Here is a 25,150-nt window from a genome sequence, read left to right on the forward strand (position 1 = left end):
TGCCGCGCGGCGCACAGCCCGCAGTGGCCCATGACCCGACGCACCCTGGAGCGGTCCATGTCCCGGCGTCGTCCCTGGAGATCGGCGAGCGCCGACGACCTGCTGACCACGCTCGGGCGGCTCACCGCCCAGGTGCGGCGAGGGGCCGAGCTCCAGCAGGCCCGGGTGGAGCTGGCCGAGGTGCTCCAGCGCGAGATGCTGCCCGCCGCGTTGCCGGAAGTGCCGGGGCTGCGGACCGCGGCCACGTACGCACCCGCCCGCCACGGCCTGGACATCGGCGGCGACTGGTTCGACGGGTTCCCCCTGGCCGACGGCGCACTGGCCTTCTCCGTCGGCGACGTACAGGGCCACGACGTCGAGGCGGCCGCCTTCATGGGACAGATCCGCATCGGCCTGCGCGCGGTGGCCGCCGGTGCCGGCGACCCGGGGGAGGTGCTGAACCGGGCCAACGACCTGCTTCTCTCCGTCGACTCCGGACTCTTCGCGACCTGTACCTTCCTCCGTTTCGACCCGGACACCTGGGAACTCGCCAGCGCTCGCGCCGGTCACGTACCCGGGATCTGGGCCACGACCGACGGCCGGTACGGCCTCGCCGAGGACGCGGGCGGGCTGCCGCTCGGCGTCCTGCCGGGGGAGGCGTACCCGGTCACCCGGCGCCGGCTCACCACCGCGGGAGCGTTCGTCCTGCTCACCGACGGTGTGGTCGAGGGGCCGTCCTTCCCGATCGAGGCGGGGCTGGCGCAGGTGGCCCGGCTGGTGAGCGCCCGAGCGGGCGACGATCCGGCCGAGGTGGCCGCCGAGGTGATGACCGTGGCCGAGCGCACCGGACACGCGGACGACGCCGCGGTCATGGTCCTGCGGTTCGACGCGGCACGGGACGGCGGCGGGTGAAGCACGGACCGGGCACGCGTGTCGCGGCCGGTGCACGGCCGGGGGCGTTGTCTGATGACTGCTGTGGTGCGCACCGAGCAGTTCCGGCGATCGGCCACCCCAGTCCTGGAGATCCTCGCCCTGAGCGGCGTCTACTACGCGTCCGCGTGGTGCGGTCTGCTGGAGGAAGTGCGGATCGCGGGCGCGGTGGTGACACCGCTGTGGCCGCCCACCGGCATCGCGCTGAGCTGCCTGCTCTTCTTCGGCATCCGTATCTGGCCGGGTATCACACTCGGCACGTTCCTCGTCGTCGCGACGCTCAGCCCGCTGCACGCCGCCGACTTCGGCATCGTCGTGGGGAACACCCTCGCCCCGGTGTGCGCCTACCTGATGCTCCGCCGGGTGGGCTTCCGCGTCGAACTGGACCGGCTGCGCGACGGGGTGATGCTGGTGGCCCTCGGCGCCCTGGGCGGGATGCTGGTCAGCGCGACGCTGGGCAGCGGCAGCCTGTGGGTGACCGGTTCCCTGCCGTCGAGCGGATTCTGGCCGACCTGGGCCGCGTGGTGGGCGGGCGACGCGATGGGCGTACTCGTGGTGGCCCCGGTCCTGCTGGCCTTCCGCTCGCCCCGGGTGCTCCGGGACATCCGGCACTACCGGTGGGCCGAGGCGGCGGCGCTGCTGGCCGCCTCCGTCGCTGTCTCGGTCCTGGCGACCAGGAGCTCCCTGGCGCTGCTGTTCCTCGTCTTCCCGCTGATCGTGTGGGCGGCGCTGCGCTTTCAGCTGGTGGGGGCGGCGCCCTGCGTACTGCTCGTGTCCGTACAGGCGATCATCGCGGCGACCGGTGGCCTCGGACCGTTCGCCCACCAGAGCCTGTTGGAGTCCATGGTCAATCTCCAGGCCCTGAACGGGTCCGCGGCGCTCACCGCACTGCTGCTGGCGGCGGTCGTCACCGAGCAGAACGGCATCCGGCGCAGGATCGAGCAGGCGTGCCGGGAACTGGCCGAAGTGGTGGACCGCCTGGCGCCGGGCGAGAGCAGCCGCCGGTGGCTGCCACCGGACGGCGAGGACGGGTGAGAGGGCGGGTGAGATGACGGCACCCGGGCTGCCTGGGCCCGGGGGTCGTACTCCGGGGACCACGGCCGGCCCGGCCCGCCCCCGCCGCCCGGCGGCCTTCGCGTCTCAGTCGCCCAGCAGCGTCCGCAGGTCGTAGCCGACCGGCTCCTCCAGTTGGGTGTAGGTGCAGCTCTCCGGTGTGCGGTCGGGGCGCCAGCGGCGGAACTGGGCCGTGTGCCGGAATCTGCTGCCCTCCATGTGGTCGTACGCGACCTCGCACACCCACTCCGGGCGGAGCGGCACCCAGGACAGGTCCTTGCCGCCGCTCCACCGGCTGGGCCCACCGGGCATCCGTGCGGAGGCGTGTGCCGCTTCGTCGGCCCAGTCCGCCCAGGGATGACCCGTGGCATCGGCCATCCGCAGCGGGGCCAGCTCCTCGATCAGCCCGCGCCGTCTGGCCATGGGGAACGAGGCGCACACCCCGACATGCTGCATCCGCCCGGCGCCGTCGTACAGGCCCAGCAACAGGGAGCCGACCACCGGCCCGCTCTTGTGCAGCCGGTAGCCCGCGACGACACAGTCGGCGGTGCGCGCGTGCTTCACCTTGAACATCACGCGCTCGCCCGGCCGGTACGGCAGCCCCGGCGGCTTGGCGATCACCCCGTCCAGGCCGGCCCCTTCGAACTGCGTGAACCAGGTACGCGCCAGCTCTCGGTCCGTGGTGGCGGGCGCGGTGTACACCGGTGGCCGGGCCGGCCGCAGGGCGTCCACCAGGGCCTCCCGCCGGGCCGTCTGCGGGTCGTCCAGCAGGGACGCGGTCCCGAGGGCCAGCAGGTCGAAGGCGATGAGCGAGGCGGGCGTCCGGCCGGCGAGCGTACGGACCCGCGAGTCCGCCGGATGGATGCGTTCCAGCAACTCCTCGAAGTGCAGCCGCCCGTCGTGCGCGATGACGATCTCGCCGTCGACGACACAGCGTGGCGGCAGCTCGGCCCGTACGGCGGCGCTCACCTCGGGGAAGTACCGGGTCAGCGACTTCGTCGTACGGCTGGCGATCTCGATGTCGTCGCCGTCGCGGAAGACGATGACGCGGAAGCCGTCCCATTTGGCCTCGTACTGCATGCCGTCGGGGATCTCGGCCACCGGCTTCGCGAGCATGGGGGAGACCGGGGGCATGACAGGCAGGTCCATGGTCCCGATCCTGCGGGCCGCACGGCCTTCCCGCGCGCCGGGGAGCCCGCACCCGCCCCGCCCGGCACGGCGCCCGCCGCCTCCGGCGCGCGGTTCAGCCGTCCGGAATCTAGCGTGGAGGCATGGCCGGAGCTGTTGAGCTGGAGGTCGCCGGGCGCACGGTGCGGGTGTCGCATCCCGACAAGACGTACTACCCGGAGCGCGGCTTCACCAAGCTGGACGTCGCGCAGTACTACCTGGCGGTCGTGGACGGCGTGCTGCGCGGGCTGCGCGACCGTCCCACCACCATGCAGCGCTTCCCGGACGGGGTGGCGGGCGATTTCTTCTACCAGAAGCGGGCCCCCAAGGGGCTGCCCGAGTGGCTGCCCACCGCCCGCATCACCTTCCCCAGCGGCCGGTTCGCCGACGAGATGTGCCCCACCGAGCCCGCCGCCGTGCTCTGGGCGGCCAACCTCGGCTGCCTGACGTTCCACCCGTGGCCGGTCCGCCGCGGTGACACCGAGCACCCCGACGAACTGCGGATCGACCTCGATCCGCAACCCGGCACGGACTTCGCGGACGCCGTCCGCGTCGCCCACGAACTGCGCGCGCTGCTCGCGGACCACGGGCTGCGCGGCTGGCCGAAGACCTCCGGCGGCCGCGGGGCGCATGTCTACGTCCCGATCCGCCCCCACTGGACGTTCACCGAGGTCAGGCGGGCCGCGATCGCGCTGGCACGGGCGCTGGAGCGCCGGATGCCCGGCCTGGTGACCTCGGCCTGGTGGAAGGAGGAGCGCGGCGCGAAGGTCTTCGTGGACTACAACCAGATGGCCCGGGACCGGACCATCGCCTCCGCGTACTCCCTGCGCTCCCGCCCCCGGGCGACGGTCTCCACCCCGCTGCACTGGTCGGAACTGTCCGAGGCCGATCCCGAGGACTTCGATCTGCGCACCGTCCCGCCGCGCTTCGCGGAACTCGGCGACCTCCACGCAGACATGGACGAGCACGCGTTCGGTCTGGAATCCGTCCTGGAACTCGCCGACCGGCAGGAGAAGGACGGCGGACTAGGTGATATGCCCTATCCGCCCGACCATCCGAAGATGCCGGGGGAGCCGTCCCGGGTCCAGCCGAGCCGCGCCCGGAAGGCCGACTCGACCGGATCCGGTGGCCCGCCCGAGGAGGCCGGCTGAGACGGCGGCCGAGTGTCCCCCGTCCTGTGGTGCCGGCCTGCCTGTAGGGCGGGCAGCGGTCCGCGTAGCCGCCTTGCCATATGCCTCCGACGTGTTCAATGAGATGGTGTATTTATTCTAATTTCGCCATCCGATGCGCGCTTTGGGGGAATTCATGGTGTCAGGGCGATTCGTCTGTGGCGTCGGCGCGTTGACTGTGCATGGAGCCTAGAGAGCTGTGGGACCGGAACGCGGTACTGGCCGAAGCGTTCTGCCGGGGAGACGAGCGGGTCAAGGAGGCGCAGGCCAGACTCGACGAGGCGCAGGCCGACCGGTCCCGGGTGCTGGCCGCGTTCGCGGTGACGGTGGGCAGTGCGGGTGCGGTGGCCGGCCTCTTCGGGCTGAACGAGCGGGAGGTACGCATCGCCCGGCGCACGGTGGGCAAGGCCGACGCCCGCGCAGTCGCCGACGAACTGCTCGCCGCCGCCCCCGTCACACCGCCCCAGGAGCCGGACCTCGCGAACGCGGCCTCCGACACCCCGCCCGGCGCGGCCTCCCCCGCTTACTCCGCCGCTGCCGGAACCAGCCCCGCAGGACCGCCTCGCGACACCTCGGGCGCACCACAGGAACCGGGCTGGTCGGCGGCGGTGGACGCCGTGCTCATCGGCAGCTGGCAGACCGGAGTGGACCTGCGGGAACTCGCCACCGAACTGGGACTCGACCTCACCCGCCTGGTCGCCCGCGCACAACAGCTCTCGGCCCAGGGCCGGTTCCACGGCGCCCCCACACCGGGCGGGGAGACCTACGGCGGACGCCACCGCCGGGGCCACGGCGAGGCACCCGAATCCGAGTACGCGGTCCCCGTACAGCAGACGGTGGCGTGGAACACCCAGCCGCCCGCGTACGCGGTGCCGTCCACCTGGCATGTCGCCACCGGGCCGGTGGGGGAGGCCGTCCCGGACGTGACCCATTTCGTCCCCGAGTGGGACGCCACGCTCGCTCCCTGGGGCAACTTCGGTCCCCCGCACGAGGACCCCCTCCCGTCCCAGCAGCCCTGGGCCCAATACCACCTCAGCTCCTGATCGTTACTGCCTCGGCGGCTCTCCGCTCCGGCGTGCGTATCGTGGTCGATCGGCTGCGTGACGTTCGCGGCCGGCCGGTGCCGCGACGACGACCCGGGCGGATATGCGCCGCATGCCCGCCTACCGTGCGGTGGAGGAACTGGTGCGAGGCGAAGACCAACCGAGGCCGGATCTCACGGGAGTTCCGGAGACGGCCCTGTGGACCGTGTACCACCGGGCGGCGGAGGCCGCCCGCCCGGACACGGTGCTGCCCGATCCCCGGGCGGTGCGGCTGGTGCGGGAGCTGGACTTTCCCTTCCGTGCCCGGCTCGGCGCCGCCCGGCCGTGGGTCGCCCAGGCCATCGCGCTCCGGGCGCTCGGATTCGACGGTGTGGTGAGGGAGTTCCTCGCCGCGCACCCGGACGGGACCGTGATCGCTCTCGGTGAAGGCATGGAGACGCAGTTCTGGCGGGTGGACAACGGCCGGGTGCGATGGGTCACGGTCGATCTGGCCGACCCGCTGGAACTGCGCCTGCGCGTACTGCCGCACGGTGCGCGGCAGCGCCCGGTCGCCTGCGACATCCGCGACCGCCGGTGGATGGACGGGATCGACGCCTCGCGTGGTGTCCTGGTGACCGCGCAGGGGCTGCTGATGTATCTGCAACCGGCACAGGCCCATCAGCTGATCGCCGCCTGCGCCGAGAACTTCCCCGGCGGCACGATGGTGTTCGACACGGTGTCGCGCCGGTTCAGTGCCCGCACCAGGGCCGGCGGGCAGGGGCCGGGCGGCCACCGCCTTCCCCCGATGCCCTGGGGGGTGGACCCGGCCGAGCGGGCGGCCCTGCGAACCGTCCACCCGGCCGTCGCCGAACTGCGTGACATTCCGCTGCCGGCCGGCCGTGGCCTCCTCGGCTACGCCGCCTCGCACGCCGCGGCGCTGCCCTTCCTCCGGACGAACCGCCCCCTGATCACCCGGTTGCGGTTCGCCGCGGCACCGGCCGGCAACCGCGCCGGCGGCGCGTGAGCGAACCCGCGCCGGGCCCGCTCACCGTGTCGTGGCCGGGCCCGGCCACGACACGGTGAGCGTCGCAACACGCCTACCGGAAGCGGCTCGTGGGAGGCCACCTCTCCGCACTCCCCACCGTGATCGAAAACCTCTTCGTTTTCGGCGCCCCAGTTGTACACTCCTTTCCCTCGGGCACTATTCGCCCTCCATGTGCGCCCTTTGGGCCCATGTGTGAGTCGTGCGCATCTGCAATTCGCCCAGCCCTGTTCACTCTTCCCCTGGGGGGGACTATGTCTTCCAAGGCACCCGGCCGTTTCGGCGGGGCACGCTCCCGTCGTGCCCGGCGCATAGCGACCTGCACCGCGCTCGTGCTCTCCATCGGCGCGCTGATATCCGTCCCGGCATCGGCCGAAGCACGGCCGCCCGCGCCGAACGGGCAGGTCAAGCGCATCACCCCCGACGTCCGGCAGCCCACCCTGACGCTCCCGCCGCGGGCCGCCAAGCGGGCGTCGGCGGGCGGGAAGGGGCTCGCCGCGGCGGCCCGCGCCAAGGCCAAGCCACGCTTCGACCTCAACGGGGACGGGTTCGGCGACCTCCTCTACCGAGGCCAGGACGGCGCGTACTACGTGGCGCTGTCCGACGGGTCGGCGATCCGGGAGTACCGCATACCCGGCGACGCCGATGAGATGTTCAAGGACGTCGTGCCCATCGGCGACCCGGACGGCAGCGGCAGGACGGCGATCCTGACCCTGTCGTCGGCCGGCACGCTCAGCATCCGCCAGAACTCCGGTACGAGCGGCGCGAGTTCCCCGATCTGGTCGGGCAAGGGATGGCAGGAGTACAACAAGCTCATCGCGTCCGGTGATCTGACCGGCAACGGCCGGACCGATCTGCTGGCCCGTACGCCCTCCGGCGAGCTGTACCTCTACCCCTCCAATGGCCGGCTGGTGTCCCCGTTCGCCTCGCGCGTCAAGATCGGCGGCGGCTGGCAGGTCTACGACCAGATCGTCGGCGTCAACGACGCCAACGGCGACGGCTACGGGGACCTCTACGCCCGCACCCCGGCCGGTGACCTCTACTTCTACGCGGGTACCGGCAACGCCGCCGCCCCGTTCAAGCCCCGGGTGAAGGTCGGTTACGGCTACGGGATCTACAACCAGCTGCTGAGCACCGATGACGTCGACGGCGACGGATACGGCGACCTCCTCGCCCGTACCCCGGCCGGTGAACTGTTCTACTACAGCGCCGACGGCACCGGGCAGCTGCGCGGCCGTGTCCCGGGCGGCTCGCAGTGGAACGTGGCCTCGCTCTTCGCCGGGGCGGGCGGCAACCCCTCCCTGGGCAAGTCCGAAGTGGTGGGCCTCGACACCCACGGCACGCTCTATTACTACTACGCGGAGAACAACGGGAAGCTGAGCGCCCGCCAGAAGGCGAGCGGCGACGGCGGATGGCTGGGGGCGAAGCCCGTCTTCGCGTCCTCCCTGGACAACGACGGCCGGGGCGATCTGCTGGACATCTTCCAGGGCACCCTCTACAACTACAGCCGCGCCACCGATTCCGGCCCGTACTCCCTCGGCTCCGGCTGGGGCATCTACACCATGGTGCTCGGCCCCGGTGACCTCGACAACGACGGCAAGGGCGACCTGCTGGCCCGCGACGGCGCCGGCAACCTGTACCTCTACCGCGGCGACGGCGCCGGCTACGGGGTCGCGAGCCGGATCAAGATCGGTTCCGGGTGGAACGCCTACAACGCGATCGTCGGCGCCGGCGACCTCACCGGCGACGGTCTGACGGACATCGTCGCCCGCACCCCCGACGGCACGCTCTACCTGTACGAGGGCACCGGCGTGGCCACCGCCCCCTTCAAGCCGCGGGTGAGCCTCGGCGGCGGCTGGAACCAGTACAAGCAGCTGGCCGCCTCGGGCGACCTCGACGGAGACGGCCGCGCGGACCTGCTGGCCACCGACTCCCGCGGTGACCTGTACAGCTACCTCGCCGACGGCACCGGCAAGTTCAAGCCCCGGCAGAAGATCGGCAACAGCTGGAACACCTACACCAGCCTGCACTGATCCCCCTCCGCGCCGGCGGCCACCGTCTCCGGGTGGCCGCCGGCGCGGCGCTCGGCAGCCGGTTTTTCCGGCAGGGCCGGAATCGGCCCGGCCGCAGCGCGTGGTACGGCCCGGTGGCGTGCAGGATGGTGCCGGTCCCGCCGGAGCGGCTGCCGGATCCCTGTGCCCTCGGCGCCGTCCGATGCGCGCAGGGGGCAGCTGCCGGGCGGGCCGGACACGACCGCCGCACCGGCACGCATCCCGGGATTTCCCCCGGTGATGCGGCCGCCGGAGAACAGGAGAATTCCATGATCTTCATTGTCGTCAAATTCACCGTCCGCCCCGACCGCAGCGCGGACTGGCTCTCGCTGGTCGACGAATTCACCCGGGCCACCCGCCAGGAGCCGGGCAATGTCTTCTTCGAGTGGTCCAAAAGCGTGGACAACCCCGACCAGTTCGTCCTGGTCGAGGCATTCGCCTCGGCCGAGGCCGGTGGGCTGCATGTGAACTCCGACCATTTCCGGACCGCCATGGCGTGGATGCCCGAGGTGATCGCCGGTACGCCGGAGATCATCAACACCGAGGTGCCGGGCACCGGCTGGGGAGAGATGGCGGAGCTCGCACCCCGCGAGGCGTGAGCCCCGGCCGAGCGCCTGCCGGAAACCGGCCGTCGACGGGCATCGGCCGCCCGTCGACGGCCGGGGCGGGCCCGCGCCCGGCCTGCCCCGAAACGCGGTCAGGGCTCTTTCTTGTCCCGCGAATTGAGCGTCGACACAAAGGAGTTGAGGTCGTCGAGCACGCGGGTCAGGCCCTCCCGGCCGAGCGGCCGGGTGAGCTCCCGTTCCACCTCGTGGGCTATGGCGTCGCCCTCTCCCATGCGATGGCGCCCGTGCTCGGTGAGGAACGCGCCCACGATGCGGCCACGGGGCTGCGACTGCCGTTCCACCAGCCCCGCTGACTGGAGCCGGTCGAGCATGGTCGTGACGGCCGCCGGGCTCACATCGGACCTGCGGGCGATCTCGGCGCCCGCGATCCCCGGCTGCTCGTCGATCAGGCGCAGGACGGCCCACTGGGAGGCGCTGAGACCGATCGGCGCGAACGCCGCGTTGACCGCGGAGTCCACCGCGCGGCCCGTCTGGTAGAGGGCGGTCATCAGCGGGGGCTTGACCGATGCGGGGTGTGCCCCGCCCGCGGAAACCCCGGACTTCGGAGGGAGTGTGGGGTCCTGCGCCATGGCCTGTCGCCACCTTCCCTGCCGCCGGTCCGCCCCGCCGCACCGGGCGGGCCTGTCCGACTCCGTATCGACTAGCACAATCACTCGATCGAAGTCTGTCCCAACGGCCCCCGCGATGCCAGTGACCCGGCAGCGGCGGTCCGGTGGTGAGTGGTACCGCGGGGTCCGAAAAATCCCCACAATTACACCTTGACGACCTCTATGTTAACACATTAATATCATGGTGAGCGATCTTGGATCTGTGTTCTTTCCGCATGCTCCGCGTGCGGAGATCGGTATTTCTCGAAATTCCCTCCGCAGCACACCACTGACACCGCCATGAGGCGCGCGAATGCCGCCCGGTACCGCGTGCTCGGTGTATGTATCCGACGGTGCAGGTAACCGATCGACGGGAGAGCTTCGATGAGTCACACAGCGGACGCGTCCGCGGACGATTTCGTGAATCAGGTGAATCAGGTGAATCCGGTGAGCCCGATCGGCCCGGACACACCACCGGCAGGCGGCCCCGGTGCGATCGCACTCGTCGGCTGCACCGTCGTCGACGGCGCGGGCTCGCCGCCGTTGCGCCAGGGCGTCATCGTCGTCGAAGCGGGCCGGATCACGGCTCTCGGGCCGGCCGGGAGCGTACGCATCCCGGACGCCGCCCGGATCGTGCGGTGTGACGGGCAGACCGCCCTGCCGGGCATCATCGACTCGCACACGCACATCGACCGGGACGTCCCAGCGGTCCTGGGGGTGCTCCTCAAGGACGGGGTGACCGGCGTGGGCAACACCGGCTGCGGGCCGGACATGGTGCCGCAGCTCCACCGGGCCGGAGAGCACCCCGCCGCCGCTCGCGTCTTCACCGCCGGGCCCGCGCTCACCGCCCCGGGCGGCTATCCGGGCACCCGCGGCGACGGCACCGCCGCCCGCGGTGTCACCTCCGCCACCGAGGCCGAGGCGGCCGTCGACGAACTGGCCGCGCTCGGCGCCGACTTCATCAAGCTGGCCCAGGAGCCGTTCGACTTCCACTACCGCTCCCCGGGCCACCTCCCGGTGCTCGGCCCCGGGCCGATCGCCGCCGCCGTCCGCCGCGCGAGGGCACACGGCCTGCCTGTCCGCTCCCATGTCCACAACGTCACCCAACTGGACATCGCCCTCGACGCCGGTGTCACCAGCGTCGAGCACATGCTCTTCCCGTTGCCGCCCGAGGCGGACTACCACGAGCTCTACCTCGACGGCGCCCTCGGCACGGCCGCGCTCCCCGACCTGCGCCGGCGGCTGCACCGCATGGTCGAGTGCGGCGTCTACCTCGTCCCCACCATCAGCAACGAAATCATCAACATCCGTGACGGCCTGCCGGACTTCCCCGAGGGCGGCCTCCGGGCCATCGAGGACCTCATGGTCACCGTCCTGTCGCAGTATCTCGAAGCGGGCGGACGGGTCGCCCTGGGCAGCGACTGGGTGGGCCGGCCCGGCGTCCCGGCGGGCATGCCGCGCCAGGAGATGCGGTACCTCCTCGCCGCCGGTATGACCCCGCTCCAGGTCGTCGAGGCGAGCACCCGCCATGCCGCCCTGCTCTGCGGCCAGGGACGGACGCTGGGCGTACTGGAACCCGGCCGGTGCGCCGACCTGATCGTGGTCGACGGAGACCCGCTGCGGCCCGACGCCGCCCTGGACGGCATCCGCGCCCGCACCGTCGTCAAGGACGGACAGCTCGTATCCCTCACCGCTGACGACGGTCCCGCACCGCTGCGGCAACCCGTCCCCGTGGACCCTCCGCGATGAAACGCGACGCCCCTCCTGTGGCCGGGGGCGCACCGCCCACCACGCGCGGCGGGCCGTCACCCTGGAAGACGCTGCTCGCGGTAGCCGTCGGCTCCTTCATGACGATCCTGGACGTCACGGTCGTCAATGTCGCCATCCACTCCCTCCAGCAGGAGTACGCGGCATCCACCGCCGATGTGCAGTGGGTGGTCAGCGCGTACGCGCTGGCACTGGGCATCGCCACACCGCTGGCCGGTGCGCTCGGCGAGCGGTTCGGTACGAAACGGGTCTATCTGGTCTCCCTGGGCTGCTTCGCCGCCGCCTCGCTGCTGTGCGGCCTCGCGCCGACCCTCCCGCTGCTCATCGTGGCGCGCGCCGTCCAGGGCATCGCCGGCGGCTTCGCGCTGCCGCTGGGCTCCGCCCGGCTGTTCACCACCTTCCCCGCGGAGAAACGCGGCCTCGCCTTCGGCGTCTTCGGCGTCGTCCTGGTCTTCGCCCCGACCGTGGGACCGCTGGTGGGCGGCGCCTTCGTGGACGCCGGACTGCTCCGCTGGATCTTCTTCATCAATGTGCCGATCGGCGCGCTCGGCGTACTCCTGGGGAGCCGGTTCATCCTGCCCGACGGACCCCGGCCGGTGGCCGCCGCCCGCCGGATCGGCCTGCCCAGCGTCGGCCTCGTCTGCGTGGGCTTCGGCGGACTGCTGCTGGGCGCGTCCCTGCTCGGCTCCCGTACCGCCGCGTCCGGCGGCGCCGGAGTACCCGCCGCGTTCGCCGCCGGCACCCTCGCGCTCGCCGTACTCGTCGTCGTCCAGCTCCGTTCGGCCGCGCCACTGCTCCACCTGCGGCTCTATCGCGTCCGCACCTACGCCATCGGCAGCGTCATCAACGCCCTCGGCCAGATCCCCTTCTTCGGGACGCAGTTCCTGCTGCCACTGTCCATGCAGGTGGTCCGGGGCGTCTCCGCGCTGGACGCGGGGCTGGCCCTGCTGCCACTGGCCCTCGCCTCCGGCATCGCCGGTGTCCTCGCGGGCCGGGTGCGGGACCGCTGGGGGCCCCGCCTGCCGCTCACCGCGGGCTTCCTGCTGCTCGCCGGAGGCATCGCGCTGCTGCGTGCACGGGCCTCGGACCCCGACCCGCTCGCCCTGGTGGGGCCCTTGCTGCTGGCCGGCGCGGGCGCGGGCGCGATCCCGCCGACCACCCAGGTCACGGCCCTCAGCGACGTACCCCATGAAGCGGTCGGCGACGGGACCGCGCTGCTCCAGGCCACCCAGCGCGTCTGCCAGGCACTCGGCGTCGCGGTCCTGGCCACGCTCGTCGCGCGCGAGGTGTCGGCACCGGCCGGCAGCCCGGTGTTCCGCACCGAGTACGTCGCCGGGCTCTCCACCGCCTACACGGTCGCCATGTACGCCGCACTCGTCTGCGCCGCGCTCGCCGTGCTGCTGCCCGGCTGGCCGGCGCTCCACAGAAAACCCCTCCCCACGACGGCCTCCGGCAAGGACATGGCGTCCGGACCGGAGACCCCGTCGGACGTGTAGCAACAGAACAGCCCGCTGCGGCAGGACCTGCCGCGATCCGCGCGCGGTGCGGACGAGCCCGCCGCCTCCCGTCCGCGAAAGGTGCAGGTCCCCGCCATGGGAAAGGTGACCACCCGGTACGACGGCGAGCGCGAGCCGGGATCCGGGGCCCGCGCCGACCGGTCCCGCACGGCCGTACCGCCCCTGCGCGGGCGCGAGGAGGAACTGCGCCTGCTCTGCCGGGCCCTCGACCGGGCGCAGAACTCACGGCGCGGCACGGAAGGATGGCTCAACGGCCCGGCCGGCATCGGGCGGACCCGACTGCTGCGCGAGGCCGAACGCGCGGCGTCCGCACGGGGCTTCACGGTGATCCGGCTCAAGGGCGACGAGTTCTCGCCGTCCGTGGCGCTGGGCTCGCTGGTCCACGCCCTCGCCGGGCCGCTGGACGCCGAGCGCACCCCGAGCGCGCCCGGCGTGACCCGGGAGACGCCCGACGACCGGCATCTCCCAGCCGCCTCGCTGACGCTGCTGGACGCCCACCTCAAGCGGTCCCCGCTGCTGATCACCTGCGACGAGGGCCCCGCCCCCTCCCTGACCCCGGCGCTGCGCCCCGTCATGGCCCGGCTCCGGAACTCCCCACTGGTGTGGCTGACGGCCCGGCGCACCGAGCGGGAGCCGGCGGAGACGGCCGCGCGCACCCTGGCCCGGCCGCCGCGGGATCCGCCGGGAACCCTGCGGATCACCCTCGGGCCGCTCTCCGACGACGCCGCCTCGCAGCTGTTCGCCGACCGCCTGGGCGGTCCGCCCGACGCCGAACTGCGCACCCTGCTCGGCCTCGCACAGGGCAACCCCCGGCTGCTCGTCGCCGTCTGCCGGCAGCTCCTGGAACACGGCGGCGTCCGGGTGGAGAGCGGCACCGCCCGGCTGGTCACCGAGGACGGCGACGCCGCTGCGGAGGTACGGACCCCGGCCGCACCCCGCCCGGTACCCCGCTGGTTCGGCGCGCTGATGGACGACCGGCTGGCGACGGTGTCCCCGCAGACCCGCCTGCTCCTGGAGGTCGCCACCGTACTGGGCCCCTCCTGCCTCCCCGAGGACATCGCGGAGATGCTCGGCGAACCGGTGGGGGCACTGGTCCCGCGGTTCCGTGAAGCCGTCGCGGCGGGCATGCTGCGACGCGGCGGCGACACCGTGACGTTCCGCCACGACCTGATGCGGCAGGCGCTCGTGGCGGACCTGCCCGCGGTGGTCCGCGGCGCCATGCACCGGCAGGCGCTGGGCATCCTCATGGCGCGCGGGAGTTCCGCGGCAGCGGTGGCCACCCACCTCATCCACGGCGCGCACCGCGGGGACCCGGCCATGGCGGGACTGCTCCGCCGGGCCGCCGAGGAGTCCGTGACCACCACCCCCCGGACCGCCGTGGACCTGGCGCTGCGCGGTCTCGAACTGGTCCGGCCCGTCGTCGACGAGGCACATGAACCGCTCACGGTGATCGCCGTGGAGGCATCCGTACGCGCCGGCTCGCTCCCGACCGCCGTCACCCTGGCCCGCGACGCCCTCACCCGCCCGCTCGATCCGGAGACCACGGCGCGGCTGCGCTACTGGCTGTCGACGGCACTGCTGCTGCTCGGCCGGACCACCGACTGCCTGGACGTCGCCGAAGAACTCCTCGCGCATCCCGGCGCCCCCGCCCACCTGCGGCAACGGGCCGTACTCAACCAGCTCGCCGCCTGGTCGGCGCAGGACGAGGCGCGGGGCGTACAGCACGCCGAGCGGGTGCTGCGGGAGGCCGGCGACCAGGAACTCGACATCCAGGCGGGCGCCACCACCACGCTCGCCGTGATGCGGTGGCGCGCGGGGCGGCTCAACGAGGCACTGTCGCTCTGCCAGGAGGCCGCCGAACTGGCGGACGGCGGGGCCGCCATCGAGTGGCACACCCATCCGCGGCTGATGTCCGCCATGATGCTCGCCCACACCGGCCGGTTCGCCGAGGCCGAAGCCGCGCTCCGGAAGGCGCCGCGCACCGTCGAATTCGTCTCGGCGGGGGTGCCCAGGCTGGTGCGCGCGCGACTGCGGCTCGCCCAGGGCGAGCTCGACGAGGCGGTGCGCGAGGCGGCGGCCGGACTCGCCGTCGCCGAGCAGGCCGGGGCCGGGGTACTCATGCCGCTGGCCTGGCTGGTCCTCGCGACGGTGGCCTCGTACCGGGGCGAGCTGGCCGAGGCGGGCGAGTACGCGCGCCGCCTGAGGGACGCGCTGCCGGACGACCGCGGGCGGGTGTGCGCGGCGGCCGCCGCCTGGATCGAGGCGCAGATCGCCCTGGCGAGCGGCGCTGACCAGGCGCTGGAGACCGCCGTCGAGGAGCTCTGGGCGAACGGGTGCGGCCGCCGGGCGCTGCTGATCGAGGAGCCCGCGTTCGCGCCGTGGCTGGTCCGCCTCCTGCTGGCCGGCGGCCGGCGGACCCGGGCGGCCGCCGTCAGCGCGGCGGCGGACCGGCTGGCGCGGGCCAATCCCGGTATCACCGCGGTGCGCGCGGCCGCCGACCACGCCCGCGGCCTGGTCGAACGGGACGCCGCCGCCCTGGAGTCGGCCGCCGCGCACCACCGTGACGCCTGGGTACGCGCCTCGGCGGCCGAGGACCTGGGCGCCCTGCTGACCGACACCTCCCGGGAGCTTGCCGCGCAGCACCTGGAGAGCGCCCTCGCCCGGTACGGCCAGCTGGGCGCGGCGGGCGACACCGCCCGGGTGCGCCGCCGGCTGCGGGCGATCGGTGTCCGCCGTCGCCACTGGACCCGCTCCGACCAGCCGAAGACCGGCTGGCAGAGCCTGACGCGCACCGAACACACCGTGGCCGAGCACGTACTCCAGGGGATGACCAACCGTCAGGTCGCCGTCCGCATGTTCCTCTCGCAGCACACGGTCGCCTTCCATCTGCGCCAGATCTTCCGCAAGCTCGGTGTCCACTCCCGGCTGGAACTGGCGCGCTACCGGCAGAGCCTCGGGCACGACGGCGCGCCCCGCGCCGGGGGCGCCGATCCCTGAGCGAGGCCGGCGTCCCACCGGCCGGTTCAGCCGGCCGGCCGGACCGGTCCGGTACGGAGCGGCCCCGCGCGGCCACGCTGCCCGCCGGTGCGCAACCACAGCTGCGCCGGGCCGTGGAACACCAGATCGTCCGCGTACGGCACCGGCCGGCCGGCCAGGCGGGCCTCGGGCAGGAACTCCAGCATCGCCGCGAGACCGATCTCGACCTCGGCCCGCGCCAGCGCGGCCCCCAGGCAGTAGTGGATGCCCAGGCCGAAACCGAGATGCCGGTCGGCGGGCCGGTGGATGTCGAGGACATCGGGCCGGGCGAAGTGCCGGGGGTCCCGGTTGGCCGACCCCAGCAGCAGCATCGCCTTCGTCCCGCGGCGGATGCGGTGCCCGCCGAGGGACACGTCCCGGTAGGCCCACCGGCTCACGGCCTGCACCGGCGAATCGAACCGGACAAGTTCGTGGACGGCCCCCGGCAGCAGCGACGGTGACGCGCACAGCTCGGCGAGCGTGCCGGGCCGGTCGAGCAGGGCCAGCACCGACTTGGCGAGCGTGTGCGTCGTGGTCTCGTGGCCGGCCGTGAGCAGATGGACGCAGGTCGCGGCGATCTCGTCGTCCGACAGCGGCCCGCCGGGTCCGGACGCGCGGTCCGGGAGCGGGCCGGGCTCCCGGACCAGCAGCGATATGAGGTCCCCCGTCGGCCCGTCGCGCCGCTGCCGTATCTGGTCCTGGAAGAAGCCGAGGAGTTCCCCGGCGGCGGTGCCGGCGCGGGCGTACCCGTCCGCACCGGCACCGGCCCGCGAGGTGCTCGCCTCCTGGAGGCGGACGGAGCGTTCCCGCAGCCAGCCGCGGTGCTGCCCGGGTATGCCGAGCAGCTCGCAGATGACCAGGACGGGAAAGGGCGCGGCGAACTCCGCCACCAGGTCGGCGACGTCCCTGCGCCGCAGGTCCGCGAGGAGTTCCCCGGCGATGTCCCGGATCCGTGCCCGCAGGCCGAGGACCACCTTGGGGGTGAACTCCGCGCTGAGCCGGGACCGCAGGGCGGTGTGCCGGGGCGGATCCAGGAACACCAGCCAGTTCGCGAGCATGGTGTGCAGGGCCTGGTGACGGCCGGCCGGCGGGGGCGCCGCGGCGCCCGCGGCGGCCGCGCTGCGCCCGAACCGCTGACTGGAGAGTGCCTCGGCGACCTCGTCGTAGCCGAAGACGTAGTGGGTGCCCGGTTCGTCCGGCGGCCCCGGCACGTAGTGCACGGGGGACTTCTCCCGGTAGCGCAGATAGACGGGGTAGGGATCGGCGAGGGCCGCGGCGGGCCAGCCCCGCAGGCCGAACGGTGGCAGATCGTCGGTCGGCATGGTGCCTTCTCCTCGCAGGAGTGGTGGGCGGGGGCTCTCGTGCGGCTCAGCGGGCGCCGCGCACGGTGTCCGCGAGCCGGCCGGGGTCGGCGGGCAGCTCCTGCCCCCGCCAGGCCACATGGCCGTCGGGCCGGACCAGGACGAACGGGCGCCGGTAGGCGGCGGCGACCTCGGCGTCGTGGCACACCGTGATGCCGAAGGGCATGTGCCGGTCGGCGAAGGCCCGTTCGTACCCGTCGTGCCGCAGCTGTCCGGGCGCCCCGTCCGGCCCCGCGAAGCACAGCAGCCGGAAGCCGTCACCGAACAGGTCGAGGGTGGAGAGCCCCGGCTTGAGCCAGGCGTGCGGGGCGCGGGATCCCGGTTTGCTGTTGGGGTGCTCCGCGCTCTCGTCGGCGAGGGGCGGGCAGTGGTCGGGGACGATGACCGGCGAGGTGTAGCGGTAGCCCATATGAATCATGGGGGCGTTGAACTCGCGGCTGATGCCGCTGCGGGCCAGCTGTCCGGCCATCGCGGCCCGCGCCCGCTCGCCCGCCGGGGTGTCCTCGTGCAGGCCGTCGGGGAGGGTACGGCTCATCGTGCGGACGAGGTTGCGGTTCGCCTCCTCCACGGCCTCTTCCGCGACGGGCCGCCGCTCGGTGCGGTAGGTGTCCAGGAGCAGCGGCCCCGCCCAGCCGGCCAGTTCGGCGGCGAGCTTCCAGCCCAGGTCGGCGGCGCCGGCGATACCGGTGTTCATCCCGAACCCGCCGGAGGGGGACAGGGTGTGGGCGGCGTCGCCGGCGAGGAAGACCCGGCCGCGGCGGAAGTCCTCCGCCACCCGGTGCGTCAGATGCCACGGATGGTCGGAGAGGACCTCGACCGGGGTGTCGACCGCCAGTGCCCGGCGGAGCAGGGCCGGCGCGGACTGGGCGGACTCCGGGCCGCCGTCCACACGGACCGACAGCCGGAACAGCGCGCGGCCGTCCATCGCCCGCATCGGGAAGCGCAGGGAGTCCGACAGCAGGAGGAAGTAGAACAGCGCCTTGCCCGCCCCGAGCCGGTCGCCGAGTTCCGGGGCGCGGAAGAGGATGTTGCGGAAGACCTGGGTGGGGTGACGGGCCGGTGCGTCGATGCCACAGGCTTTGCGGATCGGTGAGGAAGCGCCGTCGCAGGCCACCAGATAGCGGGCCTCGACGGCGCCGACCGCTCCGGTCGTCCGGTCGATGACGGTGGCGGTGACCCCGTCGTCGTCCTGGCGGAAGGTGTCCAGCCGGCAGTTCAGCCGCAGCGGGCCCGCGGGGTGGCGGCCCACCTCGTCGGCGAGCAGCGGGGCCAGCCAGTGCTGCGGGCAGATCTCGTCGGGCTCCGGGGTGTGGGCGAAGGGCCGCCGGGTCCGACTGGTGCCGACGGAGAGCCGGTACACCTCATGTGCCCCGACGCGGGTGACCCAGACGCTGTCCAGGGTGTGGTCCCGTGGCCAGCCCGCCGCGCGGATCCGGTCCGCGACGCCCCAGCGGCGGAAGAACTCCATGGACCGCGGGCCGATGTTGCTCACTTTGGGGTGGGACACCGAACCGTCGCTCGCTTCGATGACGGTGTGGCTCACCCCTCGCGATCTGAGATCCAGGGCCAACGCCATACCGACCGGGCCGCCGCCGACGATGAGTACGTCGGTCTGGTGCACAGAGACCATCTGTCTCGCCTTCCTGCCGTGGGGAGAACGGGGGCCGGACAGGTCACGACGCACGGAAACGGGCGGCCAGGAAGGCCAGCGTCTCCGGCACCCGGTCCGGGATGACGGGGTACTTCCGCGCGGTCTGCGCGAGGTCGCCGAAGCGCTGTGCGAAGGCGCGTCGCGCGACGTCCGGGCGGGCGAGGGGCTCCGGTGCCCTGCCGAGCGCGAACGGCGCTCCGGCCGTCCGGCCCGGCACCCCCGACGGCAGCACCGCCAGCAGCTCGGCCAGGGGTTGCAGCACACCGTTCATGACCTCGATGGAGCAGTTCATGAGGTCCGATCGCCGCAGGCTCGCGTCCGGGCACTCGCCGAAGTGCTGGACCATGAGCTGGGCCATCATGAAGTAGGAGCCGTTGCAGAGCCCGGCGACCTGACGGGCCGTCGGCTCGGTGATGACCTGCCGGGCGGTGCCGCCCGCGGTCAGGGTCGGGTTGCGCAGCACCGGATAGGCGAAGTCCGGTGCCGGGTGGTGACCCGGTGGCCGGTGCAGACGCATGGCCATCAGCAGATCGGAGATCCGCAGAAAGGCATCGAAGTGCGATTCCTCGTCCGGCGGTGCCGCCCCCGGGGCGAGGACCTGGCCCTCACCCTGTTCGGTGATGAAGTCGACCGCGAACAGCGCGCTGGACAGGTCGTCGACCTCCAGCTGGTAGTCGGGGTGCACGGAGTTGACCGACTTCCGCAGGAACACATGGTGTTCCCCGCCGCCCCTTCCCCGGTCCACCAGGAACAGGCCGGGGACGCGCCGGAGCCCCTCCCGTACGTCGGCGTACAGCTCGCTCAGTGAGGTGTAGACGGCCCGGCCGGGGATCTCGCCGCAGGACGGAGTGCCCAGGCCCCCGTAGCCGACGTCACCGACGATGCGGTGCGGCTGCTCGATGGCGATGAACCGCTGCATACTGCCGACGTCCAGGGCTTCCAGCGAGAAGTCGAGCGGGACGAGCAGTTCGTTGTCGAGGGTGCCAAAATCGATCGCGGGAAAGTGGAACGGCTCACCGAGCGCCATGAGGATGTTGTTGGCGACGAGGAAATGGACCATCTCCTCCCGGGCCACCCGCAGCAGGGTGCTGCGGACCCCGTCGTCGAGGGTCTCCCCGCCGTCGCCGCAGACCGCCCGCAACTGCGCGGCCGTCCACTTCCGCCGGCGCACATACTCCAGCCCGGCGCCGTGCAGCGGCAGCGAATAGGCCGCGTAGAGGTACTGGAGGGTGACCGCGAGCTCGATCATGACGGCGTGGCGCACCGTCGCCACCAGGTGGTCGCGGGTGCGGATGCCCGGGGCCGGGCGCGGGGCGGCCGGGCGGGTGGTGAGGATCGTGCCGGGGGTGTCGCGCAGCCGCAGATAGGCCAGCAGCAGCCGGGCCTTGGGTTCCGACAGGTCGCGGCTGGGCGGCATGTAGTACGTCTTCGCCTTGTTCTTCGGGTCGGACATCTGCCAGATCAGCCGGGCGTAGGTCTCCACCCGGAACCGGTCCGCCAGGCTGAAGACCTTCTCCTTCATGAACGAGAACAGCAGCTCGTAGAAGGCGAAGACCTCGGTGTGGACCAGGCCGAAGGTCACCTCGTCCGGTGGTACGGCGGCCAGCCGCCAGTCGTCGGGCAGCACCCGCACCGACAGGTGGCCGGCGCCCGCCCAGTAGCCGAGCCGGTCGTCGTTGTCGTACGCCACGGCGGCGGAGCCGGGCCGGGACGGCGCGACGGGCAGGTCCTCGTCCGCCGCCGACAGCAGGATTCTGGCGCAGCCGGGCCGCGCGCCCCGCAGCACGAAGGACCCGCGCCCCTCGTCGTCGGTGCTGATGGTGCACCGGTCCGCCCAGCCGGTGCCGGCCTCGGTGTCCCCCTCGGTACGGCCGGGGCGCAGCCGCACGATGCCGATGTCGGTGGCGCGCGCCCGGGGCGAGCGGGCCGCCGGGTCCCGGGGGAGGGCGCGGGGGTTGAAGAACTGCCGGACGTGGACGGCGCCGAGCGGGCCGGGCCGCCCCCGGACCAGGGACCGGACCGCGACCCGGACGTCGTAGGAGTCGTCGCGGTCGCCGTCCGGGTGGTCCACGATGATGCACGCGTCGTCCGCCTGGAGGTTGACCTCCCGCTCGGCCAGCACCGGGATCCGGTCGCCGGCGCCGCCGCGCAGGACCAGGCGCAGGGCCTCGTGCCCGGCAGCGTCCGCCCCCGGCCGGCGGGGCACGGTCACCACGCCGCTGGTCAGGTCCCGGGCCGGGGGCCAGGCGCCGGCGGGCAGTTCGGCCACCAGGCGGTCGCTGCGCGCCGTCCGCAGTTCCCAGACGCCGCCGGCCGCCTGGCGGGCCGCCGCGGCCGCCGCGGCCGGCGCCCCGGCGATCAGGTTGAAGGTGACCTGCGCAGGTCCCACCTCGACGGTGAGCTGGCGCGGTACCGGGTACGGGTGACTGCCCGGCGGCCCGTGCGCGGTGAGCAGCCGTCCCGCGGGGTACGAGCGCAGCTCGTCGGCCCGCCATGGCGCGATCGTGCCGTGGATCCGCCAGGGAGTGGGGTGCTCGGGAACGGGCGGCGTTGCGCCGCCCCGGAGGGCGAACTGCACGACGAGACCGTCGCTTCCACCGGACTCCACCCCGGCGCGCAGGTCCGCCACGGCGGGTGACTGCGCCGACTGCGCGGGCCAGTGCAGCGCGCCGGCACCGGCGACCACGAACTGGTACACCGCCGACAGCGGCAGCCGGGAGGCCGCCGGTTCTTCGGTCTCGGCGGGCGGGGCGAAGACCTGCCAGCGCGGCGGCTGGAACCCCTCGACGTCACCGGTGCACAGATAGCCGACGTCCAGTGACCGCCCCTGCCGGCCGAAGCCGAGCTGGCCGATCATGAGGGTGGTGGTCCAGTTGGAGGACGGATCGACATCGAAGACCCGGGCCCGGTTGGCCGTGGTGGCGAAGTACTCGTTGTAGTGGCCCCACAGATCGACGCTGCGACCGACCACCGGATCGTCGGTGCGCACCGCTCCGGCGGCGCGTTCCGTGCCGACCACCCGGGCCTCGACGGCGAAGTGACCGCTGCCGCCGAACTGCGGACCCGCGCCGGAACCCGGCCCCATGCCGTACAGCACGTCGTGGTACTCACCGGCCGGCCGGTCCACCGGAAACGGCCGGCCGTCGGGGGTGAGCGCGGTGTTCGTCGCGAGGTCGGCCAGTCCGCTGCGCGGACCGGTGGGCAGTTGTGTGGTGGCGGTGCCGGCGAAGTGCAGCCGCGGGAGGTCGAAGACGCTCATGCCGGTTCCTCCGACACCGCGCAGCCGCCGGTGACGACGGCCGTGCCCCCGCCGGCCTCGTGGAACTCGATCTCCTGTACGGCGTTGTCCGCCGATTCGATGGCGCCCTCGATCCAGGCCGGATACGTGGAGCAGTGCTCGCCGGCGAAGAACAGCCGTCCCTGCGGGCGGGCCGCCGAGCGCCGTTCCGCCTCGCAGGTCGCGATGTCCTTGCCCCAGCGGACGGCCGCCGCACCCCTGCTCGACGGAGCCGTCCCCCACACCTGGTCCGCCACCCCGAGGATCATGCCGGGTATCCTCAACTGCGGGTGTATGGCGGTCAGTTCGTCCAGTATCAGGGCGAGACGGTCGGGCCGGCGGAGACGGCCGAGCACATCGGCGTCGTCCCCGATCGTGTAACTGGCGAGCAGGGCCGCGCCGAGCGCCGGGTCGTCCGCGGCCGGCGGGTAGTAGGTCTGCCGGATCAGCCCGCCGGTGAAGGAACCGCCGCCGGTGATGCCCTCCGCCTCCCAGAACGCCTCGCGGCAGTGAAAGGCGACCTTGGTGGCGGACCAGTACTTCATGTCGTGCACGATCGCCCGCTTCTCGTCGTCGAACCCGGCCAGATCCATGGTCCGCAGTACCGAGAAGGGGACGGTGCACAGCACGTAGTCGCAGTTCCTGGTGACCGTGCCGAAGCCGCGCCGCATACGGAGCACGACGTCGCGGTCGCGCACCTCTATCCCCACCACTTCCTGACCCCGGCCGATCGGCCCGCGGACCCGGTCCCGCAGCCGGTGCGCTATCTGGTCCATACCGCCGTGCAGCCGTATGAGGCGGGAACTGGTCTCGTTGACGATGTCCTCGACGAACCGGTACAGCCGCCCCGTGCAGCCCGCCTGGATCTGCGGATGGTCGGCGAACAGGGCGTGCAGATCTATCCGGTCCCCGCCGCGGCCGTACACATAGGGCCTGAGGTCTATTCCCTCGACCAGCCCGAGGATCTCGCGGTCCAGCCCGTCGTGGATGCTCTCCCGGAACCTGCGGGGCGCGATGGCGTTCACCCGCACGGCCAGCCAGGCGCCGAAGAGCACCGTCGCGTCGTCGTAGTCGTGGCTGCCGAGGCGCCGTCGCAGTTCCGCCACGAGTATCTGCGAGGCGTCCCGTATGCGCTGGTGCCCGGAAGGCGTTTCCAGATAGGCGGTGTCGTCCTGGAAAAGGGTCCGGAACTCCCTGACCCGGTCCGCGAGGCCGAGTTCCCGGATGTAGTGCATGGTGCGGTGGTGGGTGGCCGGTACGCGCATGGCCCCGAGTTCGACCGAGGGACCCGGCCGGCCGGGCAGAAAGCGGTGGGTGCGCACTCTGCCGCCGACGTCCAGGCGTCCCTCCAGTATGTCGACACGGTGGCCGCGCCGTTCGAGTTCATACGCCGCCACCAGACCGGATATCCCGGCACCGATGATGGTGATCCTTTTCTTCGGTCTGCCGGGGGAGGGGAGGGGCTGCTCGGTGGTCTGCGGAGGCACGGTCGGCATGCGCATCAACTTCCTCGCTCAATTTCGTCGCCATTGTTGGGTCCGGCGGACGCCCGCCACATCCCCGGTCCGGGCGGGAACGCGGGTGGTTGACGCGCCGTCCGCCACGAGCGGCACGGCGGCGGTACGACCGGCACCCCGCACGAACGGACGGTCTGCCGGCCGCCGCACCGGCCGGGCCCCGGATCCGGGCGATGCTGGGTTCCCCGGTTCTCCGCCGGCGACGCGCACCCCGACCGGGTGTCCGGCCACGGGGTGAGCGGCCGTCACCACGGGCTCACCGGGGTTCCAGCGGTCCGGCGTGAGCCGGCGGGAGGGGGCAGCGGTGGGGCAGCGCACACTCGACGACCGGAGCGGTGGGGACGCACCCCGCACCGCACCGTCCGACCGCGGCGACGCGGCCGGGCCACCGCGGGGCGACGGGGCCATGCCCGAACCGCTGGAGCGGGCGGTGTTCGGCATCCACGCCACGCACGCCGTCCATCTGGCGGACCGGCACGGGGTGTTCGCCCATCTGCTCACGCACGGGCCGAGCAGTACCGGGAGCATCGCCGCCGCCACCGGGACCGACGAGGAGACGCTCCGCCGGCTGCTCATCGCGCTCCACGCGTTCGGCGTGCTGACCGGGGACGACCGCGACGGATACGAGGTGCCCCCGGAATCCGCGCCCTATCTGGACCCGAGCAGCCCCCGCTACACCGGCGCCTTCCTCCAGCACCTCGTCACCAGCACCTCCGGGCGGCTGCCCCAGCTGGCCGCCTATGTCGCGCGGGGCAAGGCGCGGGTGGACGCGGACCTGCCCGCCCCCTTCGACGCGATGTACGCCGACGAGGCATCGACGGCGACCTTCCTGCGCGCCATGTGGCAGCTGAGCTTCGACGTCTCCGACGAACTGGTGGCGCTCGCCGGACTGGGCGGGTCCCGGCACCTGGTGGACGTCGGCGGGGCCAACGGCCCCTTCTCGGTCTCCGCACTGCTCCGTACGCCGGCGCTCCGCGCCACCGTCTTCGACCTGCCGCACGTGGCACCCCACCTCGCCCGCTCCCGGGACGCGTACGGCCTCGGCGAGCGGCTCCGCTTCGCCCCCGGCGACTTCTTCCGCGACGAACTGCCCGAGGGTGACCAGCTCGCCTTCGGCTATGTCCTGTCGGACTGGGACGACGACACCTGCGCGACGCTGCTGCGCAAGGCGCGGCGGGCCTGCGCCCCCGGCGGGCGGGTGCTGGTCATGGACCGGCTCTTCGACGACGACGGCCACCGTCCGCTGGCCACCGCGGTGATGAACCTGTCCATGCATGTCGAGACCCGGGGCCGGCACCGGACCGCGGGCGAATACCTGGGCCTGCTGCGCGACGCGGGGTTCACCGACTGTGAAGTGCGCCGCTCCAGCCGCGAGAAGCACCTCGTCATCGGCCACTCGGCACCCGACGGAGGCTGACG

17 protein-coding genes are annotated in these 25,150 nt (G+C 73.0%); 11 read left to right on the forward strand and 6 right to left on the reverse strand.

The window, feature by feature from the left end:
* Positions 1–57: 57 nt before the first annotated feature.
* On the forward strand, positions 58–891 hold the full coding sequence (locus ACLJWH_RS27715) for a PP2C family protein-serine/threonine phosphatase (protein WP_411144607.1): 834 nt from the start codon (positions 58–60) through the stop codon (positions 889–891).
* 63 nt (positions 892–954) lie between these two features.
* Positions 955–1,944, forward strand: a complete 990-nt coding sequence (locus ACLJWH_RS27720; protein ID WP_411144608.1) for an MASE1 domain-containing protein — start codon at positions 955–957, stop codon at positions 1,942–1,944.
* Between the two features lie 105 nt (positions 1,945–2,049).
* Here ACLJWH_RS27720 and ACLJWH_RS27725 read toward each other — a convergent pair whose 3' ends face one another.
* On the reverse strand, positions 2,050–3,111 hold the full coding sequence (locus tag ACLJWH_RS27725; protein WP_411144487.1) for an ATP-dependent DNA ligase: 1,062 nt from the start codon (positions 3,109–3,111) through the stop codon (positions 2,050–2,052).
* Positions 3,112–3,233: 122 nt separating this feature from the next.
* Here ACLJWH_RS27725 and ligD point away from each other — a divergent pair, with 122 nt between their 5' ends.
* The 5 genes from ligD to ACLJWH_RS27750 all read left to right on the forward strand — a co-directional run bounded on the left by ligD (position 3,234) and on the right by ACLJWH_RS27750 (position 9,012).
* Complete coding sequence (ligD, locus tag ACLJWH_RS27730; RefSeq protein ID WP_411144488.1) at positions 3,234–4,280, forward strand: non-homologous end-joining DNA ligase; 1,047 nt, start codon at positions 3,234–3,236, stop codon at positions 4,278–4,280.
* 200 nt (positions 4,281–4,480) lie between these two features.
* Positions 4,481–5,341 (forward strand): hypothetical protein, encoded by an 861-nt coding sequence (locus ACLJWH_RS27735; protein ID WP_411144489.1) that lies wholly within the window; start codon positions 4,481–4,483, stop codon positions 5,339–5,341.
* Between the two features lie 112 nt (positions 5,342–5,453).
* Positions 5,454–6,344, forward strand: a complete 891-nt coding sequence (locus ACLJWH_RS27740) for a class I SAM-dependent methyltransferase (protein WP_411144490.1) — start codon at positions 5,454–5,456, stop codon at positions 6,342–6,344.
* A 272-nt stretch (positions 6,345–6,616) separates the two neighbouring features.
* Positions 6,617–8,395: an FG-GAP repeat domain-containing protein gene (locus ACLJWH_RS27745; protein ID WP_411144491.1), complete on the forward strand. Its 1,779-nt coding sequence runs from the start codon at positions 6,617–6,619 to the stop codon at positions 8,393–8,395.
* A 287-nt stretch (positions 8,396–8,682) separates the two neighbouring features.
* A complete protein-coding gene (locus ACLJWH_RS27750; RefSeq protein WP_411144492.1) occupies positions 8,683–9,012 on the forward strand; it encodes a putative quinol monooxygenase in 330 nt (109 codons plus the stop codon).
* A gap of 98 nt (positions 9,013–9,110) precedes the next feature.
* Here the strand turns inward: ACLJWH_RS27750 and ACLJWH_RS27755 are convergent, their stop codons facing one another.
* On the reverse strand, positions 9,111–9,608 hold the full coding sequence (locus ACLJWH_RS27755; RefSeq protein WP_411144493.1) for a MarR family winged helix-turn-helix transcriptional regulator: 498 nt from the start codon (positions 9,606–9,608) through the stop codon (positions 9,111–9,113).
* 402 nt (positions 9,609–10,010) lie between these two features.
* Between ACLJWH_RS27755 and ACLJWH_RS27760 the strand changes: the two genes are divergently transcribed.
* From ACLJWH_RS27760 to ACLJWH_RS27770, 3 genes are all read left to right on the forward strand, one after another.
* A complete protein-coding gene (locus ACLJWH_RS27760; protein WP_411144494.1) occupies positions 10,011–11,375 on the forward strand; it encodes an amidohydrolase family protein in 1,365 nt (454 codons plus the stop codon).
* Positions 11,372–12,889, forward strand: coding sequence for a DHA2 family efflux MFS transporter permease subunit (locus tag ACLJWH_RS27765; RefSeq protein WP_411144495.1), 1,518 nt, complete (start codon positions 11,372–11,374; stop codon positions 12,887–12,889). Before ACLJWH_RS27760 ends, ACLJWH_RS27765 begins: the two co-directional genes overlap by 4 nt.
* Before the next feature lie 96 nt (positions 12,890–12,985).
* On the forward strand, positions 12,986–15,907 hold the full coding sequence (locus ACLJWH_RS27770; protein ID WP_411144496.1) for a helix-turn-helix transcriptional regulator: 2,922 nt from the start codon (positions 12,986–12,988) through the stop codon (positions 15,905–15,907).
* Positions 15,908–15,933: 26 nt separating this feature from the next.
* Here the strand turns inward: ACLJWH_RS27770 and ACLJWH_RS27775 are convergent, their stop codons facing one another.
* Genes ACLJWH_RS27775 through ACLJWH_RS27790 form a run of 4 tightly spaced genes read right to left on the reverse strand, consistent with a single transcriptional unit; the run spans position 15,934 to position 23,710 of the window.
* A complete protein-coding gene (locus ACLJWH_RS27775; RefSeq protein ID WP_411144497.1) occupies positions 15,934–17,247 on the reverse strand; it encodes a cytochrome P450 in 1,314 nt (437 codons plus the stop codon).
* Positions 17,248–17,293: 46 nt separating this feature from the next.
* The gene (locus ACLJWH_RS27780) at positions 17,294–18,916 is read right to left on the reverse strand and encodes an FAD-dependent monooxygenase (RefSeq protein ID WP_411144498.1); all 1,623 of its coding nucleotides are present in this window, start codon (positions 18,914–18,916) and stop codon (positions 17,294–17,296) included.
* 43 nt (positions 18,917–18,959) lie between these two features.
* Positions 18,960–22,196: a ferritin-like domain-containing protein gene (locus ACLJWH_RS27785; protein WP_411144499.1), complete on the reverse strand. Its 3,237-nt coding sequence runs from the start codon at positions 22,194–22,196 to the stop codon at positions 18,960–18,962.
* Positions 22,193–23,710 (reverse strand): flavin monoamine oxidase family protein, encoded by a 1,518-nt coding sequence (locus ACLJWH_RS27790; RefSeq protein WP_411144500.1) that lies wholly within the window; start codon positions 23,708–23,710, stop codon positions 22,193–22,195. The genes ACLJWH_RS27785 and ACLJWH_RS27790 overlap by 4 nt, the downstream gene beginning before the upstream one ends.
* A gap of 325 nt (positions 23,711–24,035) precedes the next feature.
* Here ACLJWH_RS27790 and ACLJWH_RS27795 point away from each other — a divergent pair, with 325 nt between their 5' ends.
* Positions 24,036–25,148 (forward strand): methyltransferase, encoded by a 1,113-nt coding sequence (locus tag ACLJWH_RS27795; RefSeq protein WP_411144501.1) that lies wholly within the window; start codon positions 24,036–24,038, stop codon positions 25,146–25,148.
* Positions 25,149–25,150: the final 2 nt, after the last annotated feature.

This window comes from Streptomyces sp. x-80 (assembly GCF_046549095.1).
In the GTDB taxonomy this organism is placed as follows: Bacteria; Actinomycetota; Actinomycetes; order Streptomycetales; family Streptomycetaceae; genus Streptomyces; species Streptomyces celluloflavus.